We start from the raw sequence: 26,349 nt of genomic DNA on the forward strand, positions 1-26,349 counted from the left end.
CGTAATAAATTAGAGTCCTACTGTAATGCCAAAGGTGAAATACTTGGAGCGCGGTGTCTTCGACCAGTCGGCACAGATGCCCTGCGAGTCGTAGCCCACCTCGGGGTCAACGCCAGAGTACTTCGTCCATGTCAGGATGTTGTTGAGTGTGAACGACAGTGACGTCTGGCTCAGGCCCACGCGCTTCACCAGTTTCGGGTCTAACGTATAGTTCACCGTGAGCTGTTTCCAGCGCAGGAACGATCCATCCTCCACGAAGCGGTCACTACCCATCCAGTTGCGACCGTCTTGATACAGGGCGCGTGGCATGTTGGTCACGTCGCCATCCTTGCGCCATCGCCAGTTCACCGACACACACTGGTTGTCGTTCGAGTACATATTCTCGGCATACATGCGGGCATAGTTGACCACCTTGTTGCCATAGCGGAAGTTAAAGAAGCAGTTCAGCGACAAGCGCTTGTTATAGCGCAGCGAGAAACCGAAACCGCCATTCAACTTCGGGTTACAGTTGCCCAGATAGACCACGTCGAGCTCATCGATGGTACCGTCCTTATACACATCCTCATAGATGGCATCGCCACCACGGAACTTCCGTGCGCTGGTGGTGCCATAAGCATAGTACAAAGGCACGGGCTCATGATAACTGTCAAAGACCACGTTTCCGTTCTTATCGCGTGCCACCGGTGCGTTTGGTCCACTGACGCCTGGCACTTCCACTTCGCTCCATTTGTCATACTGATAGACGCCGTGCGAGCGCAGTCCGTAGATAGAACCAAACGAGTTGTTGATCTGCACTCGGCTCAGATAGTTGCCGTTGGCATAGCTGAAGTCGCCGTTGTACGAGTCCAGCACATTGGCGTCCAGCGCCTTGATGGTGTTCTTATAGTTCGACAGGTTGGCGTTAAGGTCCAACGTGAACTTACCCATGTTGATGAGGTTGGTGGTGTTGATGTTTAGCTCCCAGCCGTCGTTATCCATGGTTCCTGCGTTGATATAACTCAGATAGTCGAAGCCCGAGCTTCCCGGTATGCGCTGGTCCTTGAACAGCATGTCTTCCGTGCGACGGTGATACACGTTGAGGTCGGCCGTGAAGCGGTCTTCAAACAGACCGAGATTCAGTCCCACGTTATAGCTCGTAGAGCGCTCCCACTTCAGATTGGTGAGCTTCACCGAACTGGGTTTGATCGTTGGCGTGCCATTATAGTTGTTGCCGCCCGTGCCCCACGAACCGTTGTATCGTGCAAAGTACAGATACTCACGGTCGGGCATATTACCCGTCACGCCCCATCCGGCGCGCAACGAGAATTCCGACAGCCAGTTCTCCCAGGGTTTCAGGAACTTCTCATCACTGATGATCCACTTACCCGACAACGAGGGGAAGGTGCCCCAGCGGTTGCCAGAACCAAAGCGGGTAGAACCGTCCCAGCGGATGGTTGCATCCAGGATGTAACGGCCCTGATAGGCATAGTGAAGACGGCCAAGCACAGCCATCGACCTCCACTGGCCTTGTTCCGAGTTGAGGTCGCGCAGGTTAGCTCCTGCCGTTGCATCGGTGATGGCCTGCGAGGGCGAACCAAACGTCACGAAGCGCTGGCTCTGCGAGTTGCCGGTAGTCATCTGCCATGAGCCATACAGCATCAGCGAATGGTTGTCACCCGTGTTGGGCATCCACGTCAGGTTCTGGTCGGTCATCACCGACAAGCCCTCGTTTTCCTGCTCCTCACTGCGGTTGACCTGTTCGTTCAACCATGTTGTAGGCACAATCTCCTTAGGCAGGAACTTATTGATCTTATAGTTTTCTATGTCAAACGTCACGTAGCCATTGTAACGCAGGCGCTGATGGTCGGTGGGCTCGATGAAGTCATACTGCACACGCAGCGTGGGTATGATACGCATGTTCTTCTGCACGTTCTGCGCCAGATGTGCCACAGCGATGGGGTTGTAGAGGTCTTTCTGCGAGGCATCCAGTCCCGACGAGGGCAGGATGTTATAGTAAGTCCCCGTGTTGTTGCCGGCATTATCCTGTCGGTAGATGCCCACGTTAGGCAGTTTGCGATAGGCCACGTCCAGCAAACCGATGTTTGAGCCCGTGGCTGGGTAGTACTGCTCGTAGTTACGGTCGTTGTTGGTGTAGGTCATCGAGAAGTCGCTGGAGAACTTCAGGCGTTCAGACACCTGATACTCCAGGTTCATGCGGGTCGAGAAGCGATCCATCTGCTGTTCTATCACCGTACCTGTCTGGTTGTAATAACCCAGCGAGGCGCGGAAGCGGGCTTTCTGTCCACCGCCACTGATAGAGAGTGAGTGATCGTGTGTCCATCCCATCTGACTGACCTCTTTCACCCAGTTGGTGTTGTTGTTAAACTGCTCGTATTCCGAGAAGTTGGGGTCGTAGTTAAACTCGGGCACGTTAGCCTCGCGCTCGTCCTGGTTACGGTTGAAATAGGCCTGCTTCATCAGCATGGTATAGTCGTCGCCGTTCAGCATCTTCATGCCCTCCGGCTGCCAGTTGCCGCTCAGGCGGTAGCTATAGGTCACGCGGGTAGGTCCTGTGACGCCCTTCTTTGTTCTGATGCTGATAATACCGTTGGCACCGCGTGCGCCCCATATCGCGCAGGCAGCACCGTCTTTCAGCACGGTGATGTCCTCTATATCCTCTGGCGATATGTTCAGCAGCGTGGCAAACTGGTCGTTGGAAGCTGTGTTATAGTCGAACGAGGCGTCTATCTGCGAGTCGAAAGGGATGTCGTTGAGCAAGATCAGCGGTTCGCTGTTGGAGTTGATACTCGTGGTACCACGCACACGCAGCGACGAACCACTGCCCAGGTCGCCCGAGTTGGCCACGATGTCGAGTCCGGCAATACGGCCCTGCAGGGCGTCATCGACCGAAGCCACCGACATGCCCTCGAAGGTTTTCATCGAGATGGTCTGCTGTGCACCGCTCAACTCGCGCACCGGCACGTTGAAACCGTCGGCTCCGGTGCGTCGCTTTCCTTTGATCTGCACTTCGGCAATGGTCTGACTGTCGTCTTTCAGGGTCACCACAAAGCGTCTGCGGTCTTTGATGGGCAGCAGCTGTGTCTTACAGCCCACATAGGATATTTTCAGCATGTTGTCCACGTTCTTCACCTGCAGCGAGAAGTTGCCGTTGAAGTCGGTCACGGTCGATGTGATGATGCGTCCGCCCTTGTCCTGTTCCACGATGGTGGCACCAATACACTCGCCATCAGGAGCCATGACCTGTCCGGTAATCATCGTCTGTGCGGTGATACCGCCGACGCACATCATAAGTAGGGTTAATAATAAATATCGTTTCATGTTTCTTTTATTCTGGGATTAAGGCACGATCAATGAGGTGGATCACAGACTGCGACGAGCTGACCATCTGCGTGGCGTTGCGATAGTCGCTGTTGTTCACGATGAAGTCACGACTCTGCAGGTTATACAGTCCGGGCGTTTTTACCACATGGGCACGATGGCCCTGTGCATCGGTGAAGGTGAGGTTCTGACCGTCGCCGCTAACACTGATTTTCTGGAAGCGGCCACTGTTCGAGCGGGCTGCCGTCTCGAAGGTCAGCGCAGCAAAGGGTCGGCTGTCCACATAGGTTGAGTTGTCGATGAAATGGTACTGAAGGAAACGTATCAGTCTGACAGCCCACTGGCGCTGCACGTCCACATCGGTTTGCTGGGCTATCTCGCTCCAGGTATGCAGCGTCGGGTCGGCGGCAAAGGCAGCATCGACGGCATCGTTGGTGGGCACCAGCACCGTGTACTGGAAGTTGGCAAACGAAGAAACCACGTTGCCCAGTCCCGACGAGGCCGAGGTGCGGTTGAGCGTAAAAATGCTTTTGATCTCGGGGTCGTTCTGGAACGTGCGGAACACCATATCGTCTCCGTTCAGCAGTTCGAAGAACTTGGCGTACTCGGCATGCGCCTGCAGGTTGGTATAGACCGAATTGACTGGATCCTGCAACACGCGATCCACGATATAGCAGCGACCGTTGTCCGTGTCATAACGGCTTATCTGATGGGCATCGGCCACCTGTTGCTCGGTGTCGCCGCCACCCGTGGCGGTCATCTGCTCGCCGGCACCGCTGAAACGGAGGGTCGATCCGCCCTTCGACTGGTAGTAATGATGCGTGCCGTCGTCCACATAGCCGCTCATGTTTCCCTGTTCGTCTTTCATGCCCACGATGATATGGCGGTCGCAGATGTCATACAGGCGGTTGCGCAGCAGGCCCACATCGCTGATGGTGTATTGGAACTCGCCCTTTGTGCCGTCGTCATTCACGGCATAGACATCGGCCGTCACGGGCTGATCTTTGGTCTCATCGTAACGGAAGGCCCATATCTGGCGCTGACTTTTTCCCTTGGCCCATGCAATGGGGTCGCGGTAGTTCTGCAAAGCCTCATCGGTGGGCACCAAGAGGTTGTACATGTTCTCCATAGAGCGCAAGTACAGGAAGAACTTCATCTCGTGGTCCTGCAGGGCCCAGTTCATGATGCGGGTGTTGCGGTTGGTCATCACCGGCGCATAGACGCTCTGGTAGTCGATGGGGGGATACACCTTGTTGGTGACATACACCACGCCATTACCCGTCACGTAGGTTGCCACCACATCCTTCTGATCCACGTGCATCGCAAACGATGCCTCATCGTTCATCGTGGACCACGACGATGGCAGACTGCTCATGAACGACTTCTTCTGGTGGTTCTTCACAAACAGTGCCACCAGCGATGTGGGCACCTCGTCCCACGTGCCGTAGGCATCTTTCAGGTAGGCACCCTTTCCACCGTTCAGGTAGTTCTGCATCGCCTCGTCTGTAGGCACAAACATCACGCCCATGTCCTGCATAGACTGATAGGTGTTCTGCGAGGGGTCTATGTATAGCAATCCGTAGTGGGTCATGTCGTTGCCCTCGGGATCGCTGGGTTGCGACTCGGTGAAGTAGCGCTTCACGAAGATGCTGTCGCTGATCACGGGATGCGCCTTGTCACGACCATCGTACAACTGGTGCACGGCATCGGTGGCTGCACTGTTATAATAAGGTGCCGAGAAGCGCTCCATCAGTCGGGAGAACAGCTGGGTCTGAGGATGGTGGTTGATGACCTCACTCATCGGACTATTGGGCGTCAGCACTTCCTGCACCACATGTACATAGCCGTTCTTGCAGGTGATGTCTTTCTCCACCACCTGCGTGCCGTTGACATACACGTCTTTTGCATCATAGGCCTTGCCCAGAATGAACGACAGGTCGGCTGCCGCCAACTGGTTGGCTGCGGTGTGTTGCGGCGTGAAGTGCACCATATAGGTATCGCCCTGATCGGCCAGTCGCACGCCCGTCTGCTGGTATTTCTGCCAGAAGGGGGCAGCCAGTTGGCGGGCATCCTGGCACCACTGTATGCTGTCCAGATAGCTATACTGTGTGGCACGGCGCAGGGCGGTGCCTTCTCCGCTCTGACTCTCCGAGTCGCCTGTATTGGCCAACATATAGGTCAGATAGGCCATGTTGATGGTGCTGGCACCCAGCAGACAGCGTTTCTGGGCATCCGTGAGCTGTTCGTAGGCGGTCACGCCCCATGGGTTGCCACCATTAAAGAAGCGCGTCCAGGCGTCATCGCGCGCAGGAAAGACGGTCTTCGAGCCCGTCAGCCTGAGCACCTGCCGGTAGTCCAGGTCGTCAACCAGTCGCAGATAGGTCGTGAAATCACCCTGTTGCTGCAAGTAGTCATAGATGCTCGCACCAAGAAAGTCTGGTTCATGGCTTTCGTACTCATACTCATCCGAGCATGCCGTCAGTCCACCAGCCAAGGTCAACAACCCAATGATGGATGCCGACCAGCGAAGCGGGACTAAGTGTTTTTGTTTCATAAGATTTTTACTAGATTGCTTTAATTTCGATGCAAAGGTAACGTATTTAAATAAAGGTGGGCACGCTAATCGCACCAGAAAATGAAACGTATGTCGCAATTGGTGGCAACCTGCAACGATTCTTCCATTTTTATACATCTGCAAACCATTTGTATTATACAATATTATTGTACTTTTGCACCGTATTAATAACTAAAAGAGAACGTATTATGAATTCCAAACATTTATGCATGCTTCTATTGGCCATGCTTGTTCGTGTCGGTGCCACAGCTGCCGAAACACCTCTGGTGCTGTCGTACGACAAGCCCTCGGAGAAATGGATGGGGGCGCTGCCTCTGGGCAATGGCCGTCTGGGCGCCATGGTCTATGGTGGCGTGGACAAGGAAACGGTGGCCCTGAACGAGGCTACGCTCTGGTCTGGACAGCCCGACCCCGAGGCCAACAACCTGTGTGGACCTGAGAAACTGCGCGAGATGCGCCAGGCTTTCCTCAGCGGTGACTACCGACGGGGCAACGACCTGGGATGGCAGTCGCTGTGTGGCCACGGCAAGTCGTTTGGCACCCACCTGCCTTTCGGCAATCTGGTGATCACAGACGAGGCGGCCGCGACCGACATCACTGACTACAAGCGCTGTCTGTCGCTCAGCGAGGCGGTGGCTACCGTCAGCTACAAGCAGAACGGCATCAGCTACCGACGCGAGTATTTCACCTCTAATCCGGCACAGACCCTGGTGGTGCGCTACACGGCCAGTCAGGCGCACGCCATCAACGTGAGCATCGGCATGGATATGCTGCGCCACAGCACGGTCTGCGCTTCAAGCGCTTCGCAACAGCAGGGCTGTCTCGACATCAATGGCGATGCCCGCTTCGACAAGAACGGCGAGGGCGGCGTGCGCTTCCGCGGCCTGGTCAGCGCTCAGGTGGAAGGGGGCGAGATCAGGGTGGTTGACAACAGACTGGTGGTCACCAATGCCACCACGCTCACCCTGACGGCCGACATCCGCACCGACTTCCAGAACATGGACTACCGCCAGCAGTGCCGACAGACCGTGACGGCAGCGACCGCCATGCCCTACCAACAGTTGAAAAAGGCGCACGTCAAGGACTACCAGCATCTGTTCAACCGCATGTCGCTCTGTCTGAATGCCGACGGCAAACAGGCCACCGGCAGCACCGAGGCACTCTTCCAGGCGGCCCGAAAGGGACAGCCGGACCCGGTCTTCGACGCGCTGTTCTTCCAGTATGGACGCTACATGCAGATCAGCTCTTCGCGCGAAAATTCTCCCCTGCCCTCCAACCTGCAGGGCATCTGGAACGACAACCTGGCTTGCAACATGCCGTGGACGTGCGACTACCACCTGGACATCAACATCCAGCAAAACTACTGGAGCACCAATATTGCGAACCTCAGTGAATGCAACACGCCGCTGTTTTCCTATCTGTCGCTGCTGGCCAAGCACGGCAGCGTGACGGCACGCAAGGTGTATGGCTGCCGTGGCTGGGTCACTCACACCATTAATAATGTGTGGGGCGACACTGCGCCTGGAGGCTCTTGCTCATGGGCACTGAACGTGACGGCGGGTGCCTGGATGGCTACCCACCTGTGGACGCACTATGAGTTCACGCAAGACCGCGACTACCTGCGCGAGGTGGCCTACCCGCTGCTGAAAGAGACGGCCGAGTTCTTCATGGACTACATGATTGAAGACCCCCAGACGGGCTATCTGCTCAGCGGTCCCAGCATCTCGCCCGAGAACAGCTTCCGCGGCCCCGACGGCAGGGATTACTCGCTGTCGATGATGCCCACCACCGACCGTGCCACCATCTATGAGATCTACCACGCCTGCATAGAGGCAAGCCGCCTGCTGAACGTCGATGCCGACTTCCGCGCACAACTGGAGCGCGACATCCGCAAACTGCCGCCCTACCGGGTGCGCCAGAATGGCGAACTGGCCGAATGGCTGCTCGACGTGGGACGCAGCGACCCGTCTCACCGCCATGCCTCTCACTTGCTCGCGCTCTATCCCTACGGACATATCTCGCCCGACGACACACCTGATCTGGCACGTGGCTGCGAGACGTTCCTGGCCAACCAGACATCGCACGCCAACTGGGAAGACACCGAGTGGACACGTGGCAACAACATCAACTTCTATGCGCGCCTGCGCCGTGGCGAGAAGGCCTACGAGAGCCTGATAGGACTCTACACGGGCTTCATGCGCGAGAACCTGATGACGGTTTCGCCCGCTGGCGTGGCCGGTGCTCAGGAGGACATCTTCTCGTTTGATGCCACCGAGGCTGCCGTGGCCGGTGTGTGTGAAATGCTGTTGCAGAGTAGCCCCACCCACGACCTGACCTTCCTGCCCGCCCTGCCCCAGGCCTGGAAAGATGGCAGCGTGCGTGGCATCTGTGCCCGCGGTGGCATAGAGGCCGACTTCTCCTGGAAGGACGGCCAGGTCACCACACTGGTGCTGCGCTCCAAACTGTCGCAGACCGTCAACCTGCGACTCAACGGCACCACCCACACCGTTCAACTGAAGGCTAACCGTCAGACCAAAATACTTTAACACATGATGATACGAAAAACCATTACTTCTCTACTGCTGCTGGCAGCCACGGTGGTCAGCGCCTCCGTCAGCCAGCGCACCCTGCATGAGGGCTGGCGCTTCCGCCAGGGCAACTCGGAGATATGGCACCCCGCACAGGTGCCTGGCAACACACACCTCGACCTGATGCGCGAACGCATCATCGAGGATCCTTTCTATCGGCTCAACGAGCGCTCGGTGCAGTGGATCGATAAGGAGGACTGGATGTACGAGACGCACTTCCAGCCCACGGCCGAAGAACTGGCCGCCAGCCATCAGACGCTGGTATTCAAAGGTCTGGACACCTATGCCGACGTCTATCTGAACCACCAGCGCATCCTGGTGGCCGACAATATGCACCGCGAGTGGCGATGCAACGTGGAGGGTATCCTGAAGGAGGGCGACAACCTGCTGGAGGTTTTCTTCAAGAGCCCAGTGAAGATGAATGTGCCGAAGTTCGACGCCCTGCCCTATCGCCATAACACCGGCCCCGACCACTCTCAGATGGGAGGCTTGTTCGACAAGACCATCTCGCCCTTTGCCCGTACCGCCGGCTTTGAATATGGTTGGGACTGGGGCCCACGTCTGGTGACCTTCGGCATCTGGCGCCCAGTGCTGCTCGAGACGTGGAGCGGCACACGCATCGCCGACGTATGGTATATTCAGAAGGACGTGACCAAGGCCCGCGCCCAACTGCGCACCATCGTCGAGGTTGAGGCCGACAGCGCACAGAGTGCCACCATAGCCATCACCGCCGACGGCAAGCCTGCCACCACAAAGGCCGTTGCCCTCAAGCCGGGCCTCAACACCATCACCCTCGACTATACCTTGAAGAATCCCCGACTGTGGTGGACAAACGGCTTAGGTGAGCCTTATCTGACGACGATGAAACTTAGACTTACAAGACTCACCCCCGACCCCTCTCTGAGCAGAGAGGGGAGTGGTCACTCTCAAAGCAACAATCGCGATAAAAAGCTATCTACTCCCCTCTCTGAGCAGAGAGGGGCTGGGGGTGAGTCTTCCACCCGTCTCGGCATCCGCAGCCTGCGTCTCCACAACGATAAGGATCAGTACGGCCATAACCTCTATTTTGAACTGAACGGCGAACCGCTCTACGCGAAGGGCTCTAACATGGTACCCAACGACAATTTCCTCAGCCGCGTCAACGACAGCATCTACCGACAGGTGGTGGCCGACGCAGCAGCCGTCAACATGAACATGATTCGTGTGTGGGGCGGTGGCATCTACGAGGACGATGCCTTCTACCGTTATTGCGATGAAATGGGTATTTTAGTGTGGCAAGACTTCATGTTTGCCTGTCAGACCTACGAGGTTGACTCTGCTTTCCTTGCCAACATCAAGGAGGAGGCCATCTGCAACGTACGCCGCCTGCGCAACCATGCCTGCATGGCTGTTTATGCCGGCAACAACGAGGAGCAGGATGTGTGGTTTGGATGGGGTGGCAAGAAGCGCTACTTCGAAGAACTGGGACAGGCCGACCGCGTGTGGAAAATGCAGCACAGCATCTTCTACGAGGTGCTGCCCGAGGTGGTGCGCCTATATGGTGGCGGCATTGCCTACCGCCCCTCGTCGCCCTGGGCCTTTGAAGACACACCCAGCGACGGCATCAATGGCGACGACCACTACTGGGGCGTATGGCATGGCGGTGAACCCATCGAGGCTTACTTCGACCACCACGTGCGCTTCCAGTCGGAATACGGGTTCCAGTCGTTCCCCGAGTACGAGAGCGTGCTGCGGTATAACCCCGATCCACGAGACCACGACATCTACTCGGAGGTGATGATGGCCCACCAGAACGCGGGCACCTATGCCAACCACCGCATCGAGGAATATATGGGTCGCGACTACCGGGTGCCAAAAGACTTCAAGCGCTTCCTATACGTAGGCCAGGTGCTGCAGGCCGACGCCGTGAAGATGGGCATGGAGGCCTTCCGCCGCGACCGCCCGTTCTGCATGGGCGGCATCGTGTGGCAGCTCAACGACTGCTGGCCGGTGGCCTCATGGAGCAGCCGCGACTACTACGGCCGCTGGAAGGCGCTGCACTACGTCACCCGCAAAGCCTACGACGACATCCTAGTCTCCCCCCGCATCAAAAGCAGTTCAGCAAGTGGCGATGTCATCGCCACCCCCACCAAACAAGTAGCAGCCCTCCCCACAGAGGAAAACGCCAAAGCCATGCAGCAGCAAAAGCTCCACCTCCCCTCAGAAGGAGCCGACGGAAAGCTCCTGGAGCTGAAGCTCGTCAACGACCGACGGACCCCGGCCACCGGCAACCTAAAGCTACAGGCCATGACCATCGATGGCCGCATCGTCTTTGAACAGACACAGAAAGTCAAGCTACCCAAGAACGATGCCATCGATGTCCAGACATGGCGCGTCAAGGACCTGATTGGCGATGAAATGGCGGAAAACGTGATCTTCTACATCACCTACGAGACGGGCAGCAAGACCTACTACAACATTGCCTATCCCGTGCGTCAGAAGGACATGCACTATCGCAAACCGCAGCTCACCACTGCCGTCACCCCCGTTGCCGACGGCTACAACGTCAGCGTGAGCACCGACATCTTTGCACGTGCCGTGTTCCTCAAGACAAAAGGCATCAATGATTTCTTCGCCGACAACTACTTCGACCTGCTCCCCGGACAGACGCGCACCATTCATGTGCGCACATCCAAGCCGCGCGCCCAGTTCCTCAAAGAGCTTGAAACAACAACCCTAGGCGACGACTACGAGACCAACAGCATACAGTAGTCATAAATAAAGGATAATAAGAAAACGGCCCATTTCACCGATGAAATGGGCCGTTTTTGCATACAATAGTATAGACATGGCGATGCAGCACCTTAGGTTTTTATAAGGCAACACCATAGGTTTTAAGGAACAAAAGTATACGTTTTGAAATACAATAGTATAAGTTTGACAATGCAAAAGTATAGGTTTTAAGATGCAAAACCATAAGTTTTGGTGTCGATCTAGAGTCTAGAATACCTCAATCTAGAGTCTAGATGACTCGATTCTAAAGTCTAGATTGCGAGAGTCTAGAGTCTAGAATAGATGATTCTAGGGTCTAGAACCGACCCATCTAGGGGCTAGATCAAGGCCATCTAGGGTCTAGAATCGAGTCATCCAGGGGCTAGATCAGACCCAAAAGTGCCACTATTAGAAGTCAAAACTAAAGGAATAGGAACGTTATTCGGCCAGAATAACAAAACAAAACAGCCCAAACGACATTCCACTCCCCTCCCTACAGGGAGGGGCCGGGGGTGGGTCTCCCTCCCATTTCCTCCCCCTTGGGGAGGTCAGGAGGGGGTCAAATAATTGGCGGCACCTGCTTCATGGTATTGAAGCCGGCGCCGCCGAAGAATTGGTTAAGGTGAATCAATATGATGGGTTTACAAACATGCCAAAACTATCGTTAATAAGGCTAAGAGGTAAGCTCCGTAGAGGATAATCCAAATACTTTCCTGCTCGAGTATTAGCCTAATGCGCTGATAGCGCAAACTTGTCTTTTCCATGGCGCTCTGTTATTTAAAGATCGATATCACCGCTAAAGCAAATATCGCCTTGTACAATATTAATATAATAGTAACCCGAGATGTATGAAGGAATCACCACTTTGGTGGCACCCTTAGCTACATAGATGGTGTACTCCACCTCTTCGTCTTCGTTGAGCAGGTCAATCTGTCCTTCTACCAATGGTGCACTGAAGTTCAGTGTGTGTCCATCTACGGTAACCACGGGAATGACAGGCTTTGCAGGAGTTCTGCGAATAGGCTTCTTTACCTGCATGGGGTTTACAATTTGGTGTGCATACAAGCTCAAAACATAGGCTGAAGTCACCTGGGCGCTGGCAACTAGCAGCCCAGCGAACAACAGCGAACTTAAAACTGATACAAACTTTTTCATTTCTTTTTAACTATAGGTTTAAGTGATGCATTGATTTTAGTCGATGCAAAGATACGAAAACATTCTAGAAAGAAACGACACAAAAGGGAACTTTCTTTAAGACAAAATAAGTCAAAACGGGGAAATAAGCCAAAGCAGAATGCTGTGTGTCAGTGACTTACAAAGATAATAAGTCAAAATAAGTCAAAGTGGATAAACAGACTTCAAAAGCTCTTTTTTGAGACCGTGAGCGCTTTTTATGCCGAATAATTTCGTGTTGGCGCGGGTCTTTGCTTTGGTGATTGTTTGGGGTATTGAGCCGGTGAGCACACAGACAGAAGCGTCGTCGAAGTCGAGCATCAGCAGCATGCAGACGTGGAGCTCTAGGGGCGACAGCTTCTTTTCTTCGGTGAGCAGACGATACATGGCAGGCATATCTCTGGCAAACTGCTTCTCCATGCCGCGCCATCCGGCTGCGCTGGGTGCCGAGTTTTCCATATTGCAAGCCAGCCTCTTGCGGAACGCGCCGACTATCTGACTCTGACTGAACGCATAGATACCATCCTTGGCAGCCGATAGCTCGCTGAACGACTCCAGTCGCTCGATGGTTTGGCGCAGTTCCTTCTCCTTCTTCTCTTTCTCGGCAATCAGCTTTTCGAAGTCACGATTGTTGAGCGTCAGCAACTCTTCCTGCACGGTTTTATACTCAATCCTAGCATCGGAAAGCGACCTGGACAGCGCCTCGATCTCCTCTTGCTTCTTTTTCTTGTAGCTCAGATACAACTTCAGGGTGAGCGCAAGGCCCAGTACGACGGTAAACAGGATGCCAATGGTCCACATACGTGCAATGCGTGCATTGCGAGAAGCCTGCTCTGCCTGCTTTTGACTGCGGCTATAGTTATACATAGACGACATCTGATGGATGGCATCTATCTGCATCTTGTTATGAATGGAATCCAAGGCCATCTCGTACAAGAACCCATAATGCATGACCGAATCCATATTACTCTTCTTGCGGTATATGCCCATCAGACCCTTAAAGACATCGGGTGAAAAGCACGAATTAATGGCGCGGCGGTAGTCCTTTTCGGCTGCATCCACCCTACCCACGGCCAACTCGTAGGAACCGCGGATATAATAATAGCTCTCACGCCCTTTCACAATATTGCCCTGCGCATCGAAAAGCCCCGATTCTCGTTCAAAAATGTCTATGACACGTCGGGCCTCGTCCAGCTGACCACGCTCGATGTAAATAAACACCGAGGCCACTAAGGCATCGGCCGCTTCGCGGTCTTCACCAATTCGCTTCAACGAGGCATAGGTGTCGTTGATGATGGCCAGCACACTATCCTTCTCACCAAGCTGATAATATGGATTGATGAGTTGTCCTTTGGCAATGATGTATTCCTTTTCAGTATCGGTTTTGTGGATATAGTCGATGTAGTGTCGCAGCGCCCATATCTCGTCGTGTGGCAAGTTCTGATTGCCGTAGATCTGAGACATCTGCCCATAGACGGGGATCAACACCTCGTAGTCGCAGTCTTCGCTCAGCGTATCTACACTCTCGATGGCATCATAGAAGGCCTGAAGGGCCTGAGGCGCTTCGCCCATGTCGCTATAGGCGAGACCTAATAGATAGTAGGCCAGAAGGCGCTCGTTGTCGGTGCCATAGCTGGCGTAGTAGTCGGCCACCTCTTTAGCGATGGAATCGGACGAAAAAAGTATATTTGCCTTGTTCTGAGCCTTCATCTTCACCAGTTCGTAGCGCATCCTGTCGCCCTTGCGCCAGCGCTCCACGCGGCCTTCATAGGCCTTCAGCATGCGCAACGCCGAATCGGGATTTTCGTCGGCCACCAGACTGATGGCCTCGAGCTCGTTGGTGGTCTTGGGGTTGTGGCAAGCGGCAACGGCCAGCAGTGCCAGAACTATATAGGGTAGAAGAGAGAGAGTCTTCTTCTGAAAAACAATCATCATAACTAATACTAATCTATTTCAATGGACTAAGATTTGGAATGCAAAGATACAATTAAAAGTCGGAAAAACAAAATAAAAATTCAGCCCGGCCGAATAAAAACGCCATTTAATCGCTATAAACTGAAAACTTTTTCAAAATGTGCAAGTTTTTCCAGCGGAGCAAAGCGGACTTGAGGTCTTAAAAAATCACTATAAAAAATCGCAACAAAACGTACAATTACAGTTGGCATAAAATGCATAAAAACAGAAAAAGGAAAGCAAAATGGCGCAAAACAGAACAGTTTGTGCATAAATAATGTAAAGGAGTCGTTAAACATTGTAAAAATCACACCCTTTGTTTTTTATCTAAATAATTTTGACTAACTTTGCATCCGAAAATAGAATTGCTACAAAACTCTACGTTTAAGTGCAAGCATTAGTCAACCATTTAAGAATAAGTATTTTTGCTACTATTATGATTCTCGGCTTATCAAACGGATGGGCCGAGAAGATAGATACATTGCGCTACAGACAGCTGCCGGGCTACCCCTTTGTCTATGTGTCTGACGCCTATGTCAGCACGCCCCCTGCCATTAGCGATTCGCTGTTCGACATGGTGGCACGAGGCATCCGCTTCAGGGTGAACCGCACGGAATTGCTGGAAGACGATCCCTTTATCACGCTCTATAACGACAGTCTGGTGCCGCTGCTCAAGCAGCAGAACCTAGTGCTGCGACAGGTGTTTGTGAAGGGTGCCGCCTCGCCCGAGGGCCCCTACTGGAACAACATCCGCCTGAGTCGCGAGCGCACGAAGCGCCTGATCGAGTTTCTGAAGAGCAATCTGGATCAGCCCATTGGCAACTGCAAGACCGACGCGAAGTGCGTGACCGAGGACTATGCCTACCTGGTGAAGCTGATGGAACTGGCCGGCGACGAAGAGTATGAGCAGGTGCGCACCATCTGGGAGCGCAGCAAGGGCGACGAGCACCAGTGCAAGCGCGAACTGATGGCACTGAACGGCGGCAAGACCTGGAACCGCCTACTGCAGGTGTACTACCCCACGCTGCGTCAGAGCCGCGTGGTGCTGTGGTTCACGGTGAACCCCGACCGCATCCAGTTCAAGGGCTGTCCGGTGAGCACAGAGGCATCCAACCCACTGCTGACGCCCCTGCCCGAGCAGTTGAACCTGTTGCCCGCCACCTACAAGGCCTACACACGCCGCCACCTGATAGCGGCACGCACCAACCTGCTGCACGACGCCGCCTACATCCCGCAGTTTGGCTTCGCACCCAGCGCCAACATCCAACTGGAATACTACCCCCTGACGGGGCACTACACGTATAATGCAGGCTTCACATTCTCTAACCATCGCCACTGGCAGAACCACAAGTTCATGCAGGTGCGCGACGTGCAGCTGGAACTGCGCCGCTACTTCAAGGGCGGCGGGGAGTTTCTGGGCACCTATCTGGGCGCCTACGCCCAGGGCACGGTCTATGGCATCGGCTTCAGCGAGACCAAGGGATGGGAAGGCGAAGGCGGCGGCGCGGGCCTGACGCTGGGTCACACCTGCCGACTGAACAAGAAAGGCAGCCTGCGACTGGAACTGAGCCTCAGCATGGGTGCCTTCATCACCCGCTACGACCCCTACGTGTGGGGCAACCCCATCAACGGAACGATAGACGGACTCTACTACTACAACTACCGTGGCAGCACGAGTCAGTTTAAGAAGCGCAACCACCGCTTCATGTGGTTTGGCCCCACCAACGCCGGACTGCACCTGACCTACGACATTATCTACAGAAAGAAAAAGGAGGTGACAAGATGACACGTACACCTATTTATTATATAGTAGTCGTCATGACGGTTGTGCTGGGCGTGAGCTCGTGCATCGAACCACCCCTGCACCTGCCCGGACAGAACCTGGACTTCGTGATGCCGCAGGTGGAGACCGAGATGGACGTGGTGTGGGACGTGGACGTGGATATGGAGACCGACTGGTACTACGGATGGGACCTGAAGGACGACTCTATCTGGGGCTACATTGGCTATGAGCGCCCCTCGAGCTACGAGGTGCACCGCTACTACAAGGGCGACGACCCCAAGGCGAAGCACACCACCGACGAGGCGTTCTCTATTCGCGGCAACAGATTCCGCCGCTACTTCCAGTTTGGCTACTACGACATGTTGTTCTACAGCGACATCGACTCGAAAGACGGTACGCAGGTGCTGGTGATGCATGAGGAACTGGACTCGGTGACGGCCACCACCACGGGCACGCGAGGCATCTCGCGAAGCATCGTGGATCGCAGCCGCGCCAACGACAAAGATGGCTCGAGCGCCATCGGTCTGCTCAACCAGCCTGAGATCTTCTTCGGTGCCTACCCGGAAAACATCTTCATCTCGCACGACCTGGCCGACTATGAGTACGACCCCGTGGAGAATGTGTATATCAAGCACCTGGAGACCAAGTTGCGCCCGCTGGTGTATATCTACCTGGTGCAGTTTATCCTCTACAACAACGAGGATGGCAAGATCAAGGGTATCAACGGTAATGCGGCACTCTCGTCGATGGCCAGTTCGACCAACGTGAACACGGGCCACACGGGCAACAAGCCTGCGCTGATCTACTTCAACACGCGCATGAAGAAGGGCCTGACGGTGAAGGGTCGCAAGAGCGACGTGATTGGTGGCAAACTGACTACCTTCGGCCTCTGCGACAACGAGCCCTACACGCGTTCGGGTGCGAAATACATGGGATCGCGCGCTGCACTGCGCAACTTCCTGTACTATGACCTGGTGTGGAAAGACGGACAGGTGAAGACCTACGAGTTTGACGTCACCGACCAATGTCGCGCGCAAGCGCACGGCGGCATCCTGACGGTGTGGGTGGACTGCGACAAACTGACGCCACCCGACCCTGTGAACCAAGGCACCGGCAGTCTGTTCATACCTACGGTAGAGGACTACGACGAGGTGTTCTGGGAAATTGAGATATAGGGGAAAAAGCCTCCCCTAAAAGCCTCCCCTAACCCCTCCAAAAGGAAAGCCTCCCCTAACCCCTCCGAAAGGAGGGGGATATAGAAAGAACTAAGATTATTCACTCTATTATATAATATTAAAACCATTAAAATGAAAAAATTAGCATTCCTGGCAGTAGCCGCTGTAGCCCTCGCAAGCTGCAGCAGCGATGATCTGGTTGACCGATCAGCTGCCGAAAACGAAGCTCCCATCGCCTTCAGCGTGGAGAAGAAAAACATTACTCGTGCTACGAATCTGGAGAAGCTTGGTCACTACAACTTCGGCGTGTGGGCTTACAAGTATGGTACAGGCTTGACAACTCAGCAAGTGATGAACAACTACCTGGTGGGATACTCTAACGAAACAACCAAAAAGGGTTATGATCACACCAACGCTACAACTTGGGCTAGCGAAATTGGTACAGAAACTGACCACACTTCACCTTGGTTCTACGAGTATCTGGGTAAAAATGAGTACACTTACACTGGCACTGATGGTTACTACACAAAGAACGACAACGATTACATGTCAGCCAATGCTAATCAGTACCTGCGTTACTGGGACTTGAAGTACACCAACACCAACTTCTATGCGTATGCTCCTTATCGTGCTACCGGCGTTAGCTTCGACGAGGACACAAAGAAGATTACTGTAGCAAACGGTGCTCAGAAGGCTGGCTACGATGATCCCTCACTGCAGGAGTTCATGTATGCTGGCGCTCAGGCCACCAATGCAGACCTGAAGGACGTGAAGCTGAACTTCAAGCACCTGGGCGCACAAGTAAACCTGCGTTTCTACGAGGACGTTCGCGGCTACAGAGTGGAGATTATCGATGTGACCGACCCTAACACCGGCATTCAGGCAACTCCTGCGACCACAGATGGCACGACCTACACCAAGGCTGACTATTACACCACCTGTGGTGCAACCATCGACTTCAGTACTGTTGGCAATCCCACTGCCAACGTTGACCACAGCACCGCTTCAAAGACTCAGGACAACCTGAAGTTCGTGATTCCAGCCGGAACTGAAGACGGACTGACTTCATTCACCTCAAAGCTTAGCACAAACTACAACGTGATTCCCGAAGCAGTAGCAACCGGCAACACACAGAACTATGCTAAGTCTTCTACCATTTATTATCCCGTAGCTCAGCCCACTACCAGCGAGGTTGGTTTCACCTTCCACGTGTCTTACAAGCTGATTGCTGAGGACAATGGCGAGGAGATCACTGTTCACAATGCCCGTGTCTATGTGCCTGCAAAGAACGGTTCAGAGTTTATCGCCGCTTGGCAGCCTAACACCAAGTACACCTATACTTTCAAGATTACAAAGGACTCTAAGGGTACGACCGATCCTGATGATACCACCATTGATATCACCAAGCCTGATGTGCCTGCAACTCCTACTGTTTATCCTATCGTATTCGACGGTGCAACTGTTGAGGATTACACAGAAAAATCTAATGATAGCAATTTCTAATCATAAGATAAATAAAACACTAAGCTGGTGGACTGGCGCACTCCTGTTGTGCGCCAGCCTCACCGCTTGTTCTTCTGACTCTACTTTCCTGGATGAGGATACGGACGACGGACGCGTGCCCATGCAGTTCAGTCAGGCTGTGATGAGCGCTCCGGTGATGAAAGCACCGACACGTGCAGCATCAAGCAACTACCTGACACAGGGATTCCTGGTGAGCTGCTGGAAAGGCTTTGCCACCGCCAAACAGGCCGTCATCATGGATAAGTATGAGGTGAAATACAAAACAGACGCTTGGGCCAACCTGTCGAAATGGGACTATGTTGGCTCTAAGACCGAAGGCTACTACAAAACACAGATTGAGCGCTATTGGGATGCCTCGGCTTTCCCTTACCGCTTCTATGCCATCAGCCCCTGTCCTGCTCAGGACGACATTGCCAACTTCACGCTGGATGCCAGCACGTTGGAGATACCCGCCACCACCGCATACGTCTATCAGACCTGCAACAACGGTGTGCTGACTGCAGGTGCCGAGCCTTACATGCCGGCACAGGTGGCATGCAACGATGGCTCTAACACCAAAGACGTGGACCTGCTGAACGGCAGCACGTTTATCAGCAAAGACCGCACAGAGAATGGCGCTACCACCAAGTACGACCGCTACGTGGCGCTGCCCTTCCACCACCTGACGTCGAAGGTGCGCTTTGCCATCTACAACAACTACGGCAAGGAGACACCTGCCAACTTCTACTTATATAATATAAAGGTGAAAGTTGTTTCCGACAACTTCGTCACCGAGGGACACGGCTACACAGCCGACCTCGCCGGCAGCGACATGCTGCATGGTGCCTTCACCACCACGACGAAGGCCGCCAACGACAGCCAGAGACTGCTGCTGCAGACCGACGACAACAAGCAGGGCGACCTGAACAAGGCCATCGACCGCGAGCACGCCTACTACTGCGAATGCAAAGACGGCATGCTGCAGATACCACAAACGGGAGTGAAAATGACCATCTCGTTTGATGTCTATGGCTTGGACTACGAGAGCGACTTCACCAGTGCCGATGGCCACATCACCTACGACAAGGCGAGCAAGACCATCCACTACACAGACATCGCTATCAAAGACGACAAGAAGAATATCGACGCCTTCAACTGGGAGTCGAACAACATATACACGTACATTCTAAAGGTCAGTGAGTTCTATCCGTTGACCATCGACTTCAGCGCAGAGCTGATGCCCTGGACGAATGTTTACGGCGACATCGAGACCAACCTCGAGCAATAAATCTATCACAGAATCATAATTAAAATACAATAACCAAAATGAAAAATCTCTTTTTCCCGCTGTTAGCCGCTACCGCACTGGTAACCACAGCATGTTCAAACAGTTTGGAGGACGATGCAAACGCCATCGATCCAAGTAACAAGACAGCCATCTCGTTCGTAGGCGAAGACAACGCTGCCATGACACGTGCAGGCTTTGCCATTAACACCCACATTGCCATGCATATCCGTAGTAACAAAAACGGTTTGACCACTGATGGTAATGTCCGCGAGACACGTACAGTGGCCAGTGCTCTGGCAGATGCAACACTATCAGATGCTTCTTTCTCTTCGATTGAAGCTCCCAGCAACGAAAACGTGTGCTATTGGGATGATGCTTATGGCCGCAGTGCCCAGCTGTCAGTATTTGCTGTGGCTGTACCTGGAAAGGACTACACCTTGAAGAACAACAACACCACGCTAACCGACCTCCTTGCTGGCGGCAGAACCTGGAGTACTAGTGCTCTGTCTGAGGAAATCGCATGGACTGTATCTGCCGACCAGAGTGGTGCCGGCGTGATTGACAACGAGGACCTGACCTATAGCAACAACATCAGTGCTAATGGAGAGGGCGGCGCTAAGGCGTTCAACTATACCGATAATGGTTATACTACTGTAAATGACGGTTGTCTGCAGTTCCGTCTGAAGGACGCCAACATGCAGGACGGTCCTGGTAAGTTCGACCAGGGTAACCTGAAGTTCAACCACGCCCTGAGCCGCATCACCGTCAACCTGAAGAAAGGTGAGGGTTATACTTCTGCTCCTTTTATCTTTGCCTCAGGCACCAATGTTAAGATCAAGAATGTACCGACACGAGGTCAGCTGGACATTGAGAATGGTTCATGGCCTGCTGCTACTTCTGGAGACATCGAGAAGATGGCCACGACAAAACCCGCAGCGAATGCCGTTTACACTCTGCAGGCTCAGATGTTGCCTGGCTACACTTTCAATGAGGGTAGCAACGTCAACGTGCTGGAATTTATTATTGATGACAACAAGTATTTCATCACTCAGGATATGATGCTCGATGCACTGAACAAGGGACAGGGCACTTCCGAGCCTTCGCTCACAATGGCTCAGGGCAAGAACTATGTGTTTACCATCACTGTCGGTAAGAGTAAGATTATCAACGTGACGGCAACTCTGGAGCCTTGGACTGATGTGACGGCTGCCAACAAGGATATGGACAACTCGCACATCGAACTGAGCCTCTTTAAAAACGATAATGGTACTCCTGCTGACAACTTCGACCTCTATCGCTTGAACGACGAGTCTGCAGAGATTAACACAGGTGCAAGTGAAGCTAAGAACTGGAAGGGTAACTATACCGACAAGGCTGGCCTTAAACCGAATGGCAACATTTGGACTACCGACTGGTTCTTCGAGAACAACAAGTCATTCTATCACTTCCGTACCGTAAACTCAGGCATCAAAATTAAGAATACAGATAACACCGAAGATGACTATTTCGATATCACCTCTGGTGACCAAGCAAGTCACGATTATCACTGGGGTGCTCCCTTCCTCACCAGCACAACCAGTCCTATTCAGTACAGCACCACCGACGGTTATGCAGCCACGCTGAGCCCTGCTATCGGTGCTACCAACTCTACCATCAACATGACAGAGCTGCACATGATGAGTAACATCAACGTTGTATTGCGTACCACCAAGTCAACAAGTCCTGATCATGTGGAGCTGGAGGATGGTGCTAACCAGTGTGTGGTATATCTGACCTACTTCTATGTTAATGGACAGGTGAAGATGGGTAATGGTCTTGTTACCCCAACAGGCAGCCTCACTGACAGCGATGCATTCACTGCACCTAACGCCGGACTTGATAAAACTGATAAAACATATGATGTAACAGGTACATTTACCTATGCTGTTGTACCGCAGGCTCTGGTTCGTACAACAGGAGACCAAAACCATTTGTATGTTGGTATCACCATCAAGACTCCCGACAACAACCAATATTACGTGGTTAAGAAACTGAGCGAAATCGTTGCTACGGCTAATGGTGGCAGTCAGAACCAGACCGCCAACAGTCCTGTTACTTTCTGGTATCCCAACCACAACTACACCTACACCTTCACTTTGACAAAGGCAGGTATCAAGAGTGTGACCTGCACCGTGGAAAAATGGGTTGACGTAACTGCTGAAAACAAAGATATCACTCTGGAAGACTAATTCTCTGTAATGACAGGAAAGAATTTCATATATACGCTGATGACCTCATTTGTGCTGGTACTTGGTGCCTGCACAAGTGAGGACGTGAGCGATTCGTTTGACAGGACGGCTGATGGCACGATAGACTTCAATGTTGGTGTTGAGGCTTCGCCTGTCAACCGCACCATTACTCGTGGCGGCGAGTCTTCGGCTTCCAAGTACTATGCCATGAAGGCAGGTACGCAGGTGCGACTGAAGGTGGATGGTACATGGGCAGGAAAGGATCCTGAAGCTATCAGTAAAAAGACCACATGCACCACAATAGCTGCCACTGATGCCGCACCAACCATCAATGCCTTGTCGTTTACAGAGAACGAAATGCTCTATTGGGACGATTATGGCACAGGTGATCCCAACAACAAAACCAACACTGATAATGGCTTAAAAGTACTTGGCGTAGCTGTGGATGGCATGGCTGAGGTTCCTGCTGTAAAAGACACAGAGTGGGAGAGGCTTACTTGGCCTGTTATCACCGATGGCAAGGATGTCTTGAATGGCGACATCATCGTATCGAACAACCTTTATACGGATCCTTATAAGTTCGTGAAGCCAACAAAGGAAAATGTTCGTAACATGATTTTCGTTCATCCTTTGAGCAAGATCACATTCAACCTGAAGGCTGCCGATGGCTTCACAAAGGGAACCGTAGGTGCAACGAAATATAAGTTTGAGAAGGACCCCACGGTGACGCTGACCAATGCCAACACGCTGGCCGGCATTAGCAACCCAGACCACAACTATGCGCTGACCAAGGGTAAGGTGAGCATTGCCAGAGCCGTGGCAGAAAGCGACGGCACGAAGGAGACGCTCATTGCCGGCACCACCAGCACCACAGATGAAGATATCACCGTGATAAAGCAGGCAGTGGTTTACCCCGGCACACAGTTGGGCGCAACCGCAGACACCGTGATTGCCATCGTGAATGCCGACGACAACATCTACTATATCAGAGCGAAAGAGATACACGATGCTATCGATGACAAAGGCGGGCATACAGACTATAAGACCCTGGCGGGCTACAACTATATCATCAACGTGACCATCAAGAAGACAGGCATCGTGCTGACGGCTACCGTAGAGAAGTGGGTGGACGTGAACTCTGACGAGGTACACCCCGTCATCAACGTCAACACGACCGTAGGTGGTGGCAGCTATAAGCCTACTGGAGCCAACATGTTTGCCTTCTATCGCAGCGAAGCTATTGATAAGGGTTATACCAATGACGCAACGCCCGAGATGGAGGCCGACGGCACGGTGAACTGGAACAACACCACAACACTCTACTGGACCAGCCATTATCAGCACTACCACTTCCGAGGCATCTATCCCGCAACAAGAACCGTGGTGGAGGATGCTACCGACCAGACACAGTATGTAGAGGTGGCAAACGGTGACTACGATGCTGCGACCTTCCCCAGCAACTTCGTGATGGGCATGCCCGAGATTGCAGCAGGAACGCTGTGCGGCAACCCAGACCACACTCAGGTGGACATGAGCATACATGGCATCTGCGCCCGTGAGGCTGCCATCAACCTGAATTTCCGCTATATGATGAGTCAGGTGGAGGTGGTTCTCTCTTCAAGCGCTGAGGGAGCCCACGACCATGTGGACCTGAGCAACGTGAAGGTGGAACTGGTGAACGTCTATAACACAGGACACATCCTGCTGAAAGATCGCTCGGCCGTGGTCACTGGCACAGCTACCGACTTCACTCTGCCACAGATAGATGACGCCAAGCATCAGTACCTGGGCGTCATCGTACCACAGGCGCTGCCCTACACCACCGCTGGTGCAGCAACCAACCTGCGCTTCCGCATCACCGTGACCAACAGCGATAGCACGAAGGACATCTACTATGCCGACGTGGAGCCTATTCTGAAGAAAGGCACCACCGAGAAAGTAGCGCCCAAGGGCAAATGGGAATCGGGCATACACTACGTCTATAACCTGAAGGTGACAAAGACAGAGATCAAGTCCACCGCATCGCTCACCGACTGGCAAACTGAAGATGCCGAGGAGGAAGTGTGGTTCTAATTATAATATAAGGTATAGGTAAATGACAATCAAAAGATACATCATACTCGCACTATCAGCACTGACGCTGGCTGGATGCAGCAACGACGACGAGGCCTCGCTGGTGCAGGAGCGCTTGCCCCTGACATTCGAGACATCGCTCTCGGGCAGTAGTCTGGTGACACGCGCCGCTGGCAGCACGATAGAAGCCGACGACAAGCTTTTGTGCTACGTGCGCCACATCGCTGACCAACAAGCAGATCCCGTGCAGAGCAAACTGGTGACCATCATCAATGATGCGCCTACCGAGCCCCTCTACTGGGATGACTTCAGCGAATCGACAGCAGATGGCGCCAAGGACCTGCGCACCAGCGGTCACGGACTGCAGTCGTTCTACGGCTACTGCTATAATGGCGGCACGCCGACGGTGCTTGATGAAGCAACGGGTGTCCTGGGTTGGACCACCGCTGCCGACCAGACAACTACCAAGGCGCTGAAGGAGAACGACCTGCTGTGGTCGGACGCTCAGAGTATGATAACCTATCAACATGCTAAGGACAAGCATGGCACGCTGACAGTGCCTTTCTATCATGCCATGAGCAAGTTTACCATCGTGGTGGTGCTGGACAAGGGCTTTCAGGCTGACGACCTGGCAACTACTACAGTCACCCTGGCTGGTATGAACCTGAATGGCACCTTCACGGCGCCAGACTCGACGGTCACCGCCACGGGAACTACCCCCGTGAAGATGTATGCCAACGCAGCCTCAACGACAGAGGCAGGCAAGCCATGTCGCACCTACGAGGCCGTGGCTGTACCCCTGACAGCACTGACCGACGGCAAATTGCTGGCCACGATTCAGTCGGTGGATGGCAACGACTATGAGGTGGTGCTCAACTCGGACGTACTGAATAGTTGGCAGGATGGCATCAAGAACAATGCCAGCATCAGCGGCGTGAACTATAAGCTCACCGTGACACTGAACAAGCAAGCCATCAGTCTGGTGGCCACGCTGGCCGACTGGACCGACGTGAGCGCAGAAACTATTGGCGAAATCAACTTCACCGCAGACGTGAAGACCATCGACAAGACCAACAATGCCAGCCTGAAGGCCGGCGACTCGTTCTCGCTGTGGCGCTCTACCGACGATACCGAATTTGGTACGATGGCTACCACAGCGACTTACGACGGCAGCAAGTTTGTCAACACGACAATCATCTATTGGCCCAACGGCAGCACCAACTATTATTTCCGTGCATTGGCCCAGAAGACCAACGAGAAAACACTGGAGGCTGTCACCACGATGGAGGCTCATCAAGGCACCGACCTGCTGTGGGCTACCACCGCTGCGCACACAGGTACGGAAGCCGATGGCACCACCACACATGACTATGCCGAAGGCGACGCCATCAATCCCCGTACGGGCGACGTGCCCCTAGTGTTCAAGCACGTGATGAGCAACGTAAAGGTAGAGCTGAAGACCAGCAGCGATGCCTCTGCCGTTGACCTGACAGATGCCACGGTGACCATGACAAACCTGAAGAACAAGGGTGAGGTCAGTCTGGCAACAGGTGTTGTCACGGCTGGTACAACCAAAGCCACCATTCCGGTGGAGGACGAGACAATCATGGTGCCACAACACATCACAGATGCGTCAAGACTGGTCATCACCCTGAAAGATGGTACGACCTACTCAGTGCAGTTGAACCTTTGTGAGGATGACACACAACAGGTCATCACCAAATGGCTTGGCGGTAATAAGTACACCTACACCATCACACTGACGAAAGAGGCTATTCAGTTCCGTGCCCTGATCAAGGATTGGACCGAGAACACCGGCAGTGGCAATGCAACACTGGATTGGGACTAGAGGGGTGCGGCTGCGCCACAAGATGAGAGATGAGAGATGAGAAGTGAGAGGTACTTTTAAGTGAGAAGACGTGAAGAATTGGTATAACATAT

13 protein-coding genes are annotated in these 26,349 nt (G+C 53.5%); 9 read left to right on the top strand and 4 right to left on the bottom strand.

What is annotated here, in order from left to right:
• Positions 1 to 9 precede the first annotated feature (9 nt).
• Both T433_RS0109065 and T433_RS15055 read right to left on the bottom strand, forming a co-directional pair.
• The gene (locus tag T433_RS0109065) at positions 10 to 3,318 is read right to left on the bottom strand and encodes a SusC/RagA family TonB-linked outer membrane protein (protein WP_027455570.1); all 3,309 of its coding nucleotides are present in this window, start codon (positions 3,316 to 3,318) and stop codon (positions 10 to 12) included.
• 7 nt (positions 3,319 to 3,325) lie between these two features.
• Positions 3,326 to 5,872, bottom strand: coding sequence for a fasciclin domain-containing protein (locus tag T433_RS15055; RefSeq protein WP_052357060.1), 2,547 nt, complete (start codon positions 5,870 to 5,872; stop codon positions 3,326 to 3,328).
• Between the two features lie 209 nt (positions 5,873 to 6,081).
• Here T433_RS15055 and T433_RS15060 point away from each other — a divergent pair, with 209 nt between their 5' ends.
• Both T433_RS15060 and T433_RS0109080 read left to right on the top strand, forming a co-directional pair.
• The gene (locus T433_RS15060; protein ID WP_052357061.1) at positions 6,082 to 8,439 is read left to right on the top strand and encodes a glycoside hydrolase family 95 protein; all 2,358 of its coding nucleotides are present in this window, start codon (positions 6,082 to 6,084) and stop codon (positions 8,437 to 8,439) included.
• A 3-nt stretch (positions 8,440 to 8,442) separates the two neighbouring features.
• Positions 8,443 to 11,232 (top strand): beta-mannosidase, encoded by a 2,790-nt coding sequence (locus tag T433_RS0109080; protein ID WP_052357062.1) that lies wholly within the window; start codon positions 8,443 to 8,445, stop codon positions 11,230 to 11,232.
• Between the two features lie 777 nt (positions 11,233 to 12,009).
• Here T433_RS0109080 and T433_RS0109085 read toward each other — a convergent pair.
• Both T433_RS0109085 and T433_RS0109090 read right to left on the bottom strand, forming a co-directional pair.
• Positions 12,010 to 12,387, bottom strand: coding sequence for a hypothetical protein (locus tag T433_RS0109085; protein WP_155808447.1), 378 nt, complete (start codon positions 12,385 to 12,387; stop codon positions 12,010 to 12,012).
• Positions 12,388 to 12,570: 183 nt separating this feature from the next.
• On the bottom strand, positions 12,571 to 14,340 hold the full coding sequence (locus T433_RS0109090) for a hypothetical protein (protein WP_027455573.1): 1,770 nt from the start codon (positions 14,338 to 14,340) through the stop codon (positions 12,571 to 12,573).
• Between the two features lie 454 nt (positions 14,341 to 14,794).
• Here T433_RS0109090 and T433_RS0109095 point away from each other — a divergent pair, with 454 nt between their 5' ends.
• From T433_RS0109095 to T433_RS0109125, 7 genes are all read left to right on the top strand, one after another.
• Positions 14,795 to 16,144 (top strand): DUF3575 domain-containing protein, encoded by a 1,350-nt coding sequence (locus tag T433_RS0109095; RefSeq protein WP_027455574.1) that lies wholly within the window; start codon positions 14,795 to 14,797, stop codon positions 16,142 to 16,144.
• Positions 16,141 to 17,316 carry a hypothetical protein gene (locus T433_RS0109100; protein ID WP_155808448.1) on the top strand — a complete coding sequence of 392 codons (1,176 nt, stop codon included), beginning with the start codon at positions 16,141 to 16,143 and terminating at the stop codon, positions 17,314 to 17,316. The genes T433_RS0109095 and T433_RS0109100 overlap by 4 nt, the downstream gene beginning before the upstream one ends.
• Positions 17,317 to 17,448: 132 nt before the next feature.
• Positions 17,449 to 18,819, top strand: coding sequence for a fimbrillin family protein (locus T433_RS0109105; protein ID WP_027455576.1), 1,371 nt, complete (start codon positions 17,449 to 17,451; stop codon positions 18,817 to 18,819).
• Positions 18,803 to 20,107 (top strand): fimbrillin family protein, encoded by a 1,305-nt coding sequence (locus tag T433_RS0109110; protein ID WP_027455577.1) that lies wholly within the window; start codon positions 18,803 to 18,805, stop codon positions 20,105 to 20,107. Before T433_RS0109105 ends, T433_RS0109110 begins: the two co-directional genes overlap by 17 nt.
• Positions 20,108 to 20,145: 38 nt before the next feature.
• On the top strand, positions 20,146 to 22,335 hold the full coding sequence (locus T433_RS0109115) for a fimbrillin family protein (RefSeq protein WP_044109587.1): 2,190 nt from the start codon (positions 20,146 to 20,148) through the stop codon (positions 22,333 to 22,335).
• 9 nt (positions 22,336 to 22,344) lie between these two features.
• A complete protein-coding gene (locus T433_RS0109120; RefSeq protein ID WP_027455579.1) occupies positions 22,345 to 24,408 on the top strand; it encodes a fimbrillin family protein in 2,064 nt (687 codons plus the stop codon).
• A gap of 22 nt (positions 24,409 to 24,430) precedes the next feature.
• On the top strand, positions 24,431 to 26,257 hold the full coding sequence (locus T433_RS0109125) for a fimbrillin family protein (protein WP_027455580.1): 1,827 nt from the start codon (positions 24,431 to 24,433) through the stop codon (positions 26,255 to 26,257).
• Positions 26,258 to 26,349 lie beyond the last annotated feature (92 nt).

Source organism: Xylanibacter brevis ATCC 19188, assembly GCF_000621725.1.
In the GTDB taxonomy this organism is placed as follows: Bacteria; Bacteroidota; Bacteroidia; order Bacteroidales; family Bacteroidaceae; genus Prevotella; species Prevotella brevis.

Excerpts from the sequence above, each read along its gene's own strand:
- T433_RS0109065 (WP_027455570.1), bottom strand. The coding sequence starts at position 3,318 with ATGAAACGATATTTATTATTAACCCTACTTATGATGTGCGTCGGCGGT.
- T433_RS15055 (WP_052357060.1), bottom strand. The coding sequence starts at position 5,872 with ATGAAACAAAAACACTTAGTCCCGCTTCGCTGGTCGGCATCCATCATT.
- T433_RS15060 (WP_052357061.1), top strand. The coding sequence starts at position 6,082 with ATGAATTCCAAACATTTATGCATGCTTCTATTGGCCATGCTTGTTCGT.
- T433_RS0109080 (WP_052357062.1), top strand. The coding sequence starts at position 8,443 with ATGATGATACGAAAAACCATTACTTCTCTACTGCTGCTGGCAGCCACG.
- T433_RS0109085 (WP_155808447.1), bottom strand. The coding sequence starts at position 12,387 with ATGAAAAAGTTTGTATCAGTTTTAAGTTCGCTGTTGTTCGCTGGGCTG.
- T433_RS0109090 (WP_027455573.1), bottom strand. The coding sequence starts at position 14,340 with ATGATGATTGTTTTTCAGAAGAAGACTCTCTCTCTTCTACCCTATATA.
- T433_RS0109095 (WP_027455574.1), top strand. The coding sequence starts at position 14,795 with ATGATTCTCGGCTTATCAAACGGATGGGCCGAGAAGATAGATACATTG.
- T433_RS0109100 (WP_155808448.1), top strand. The coding sequence starts at position 16,141 with ATGACACGTACACCTATTTATTATATAGTAGTCGTCATGACGGTTGTG.
- T433_RS0109105 (WP_027455576.1), top strand. The coding sequence starts at position 17,449 with ATGAAAAAATTAGCATTCCTGGCAGTAGCCGCTGTAGCCCTCGCAAGC.
- T433_RS0109110 (WP_027455577.1), top strand. The coding sequence starts at position 18,803 with ATGATAGCAATTTCTAATCATAAGATAAATAAAACACTAAGCTGGTGG.
- T433_RS0109115 (WP_044109587.1), top strand. The coding sequence starts at position 20,146 with ATGAAAAATCTCTTTTTCCCGCTGTTAGCCGCTACCGCACTGGTAACC.
- T433_RS0109120 (WP_027455579.1), top strand. The coding sequence starts at position 22,345 with ATGACAGGAAAGAATTTCATATATACGCTGATGACCTCATTTGTGCTG.
- T433_RS0109125 (WP_027455580.1), top strand. The coding sequence starts at position 24,431 with ATGACAATCAAAAGATACATCATACTCGCACTATCAGCACTGACGCTG.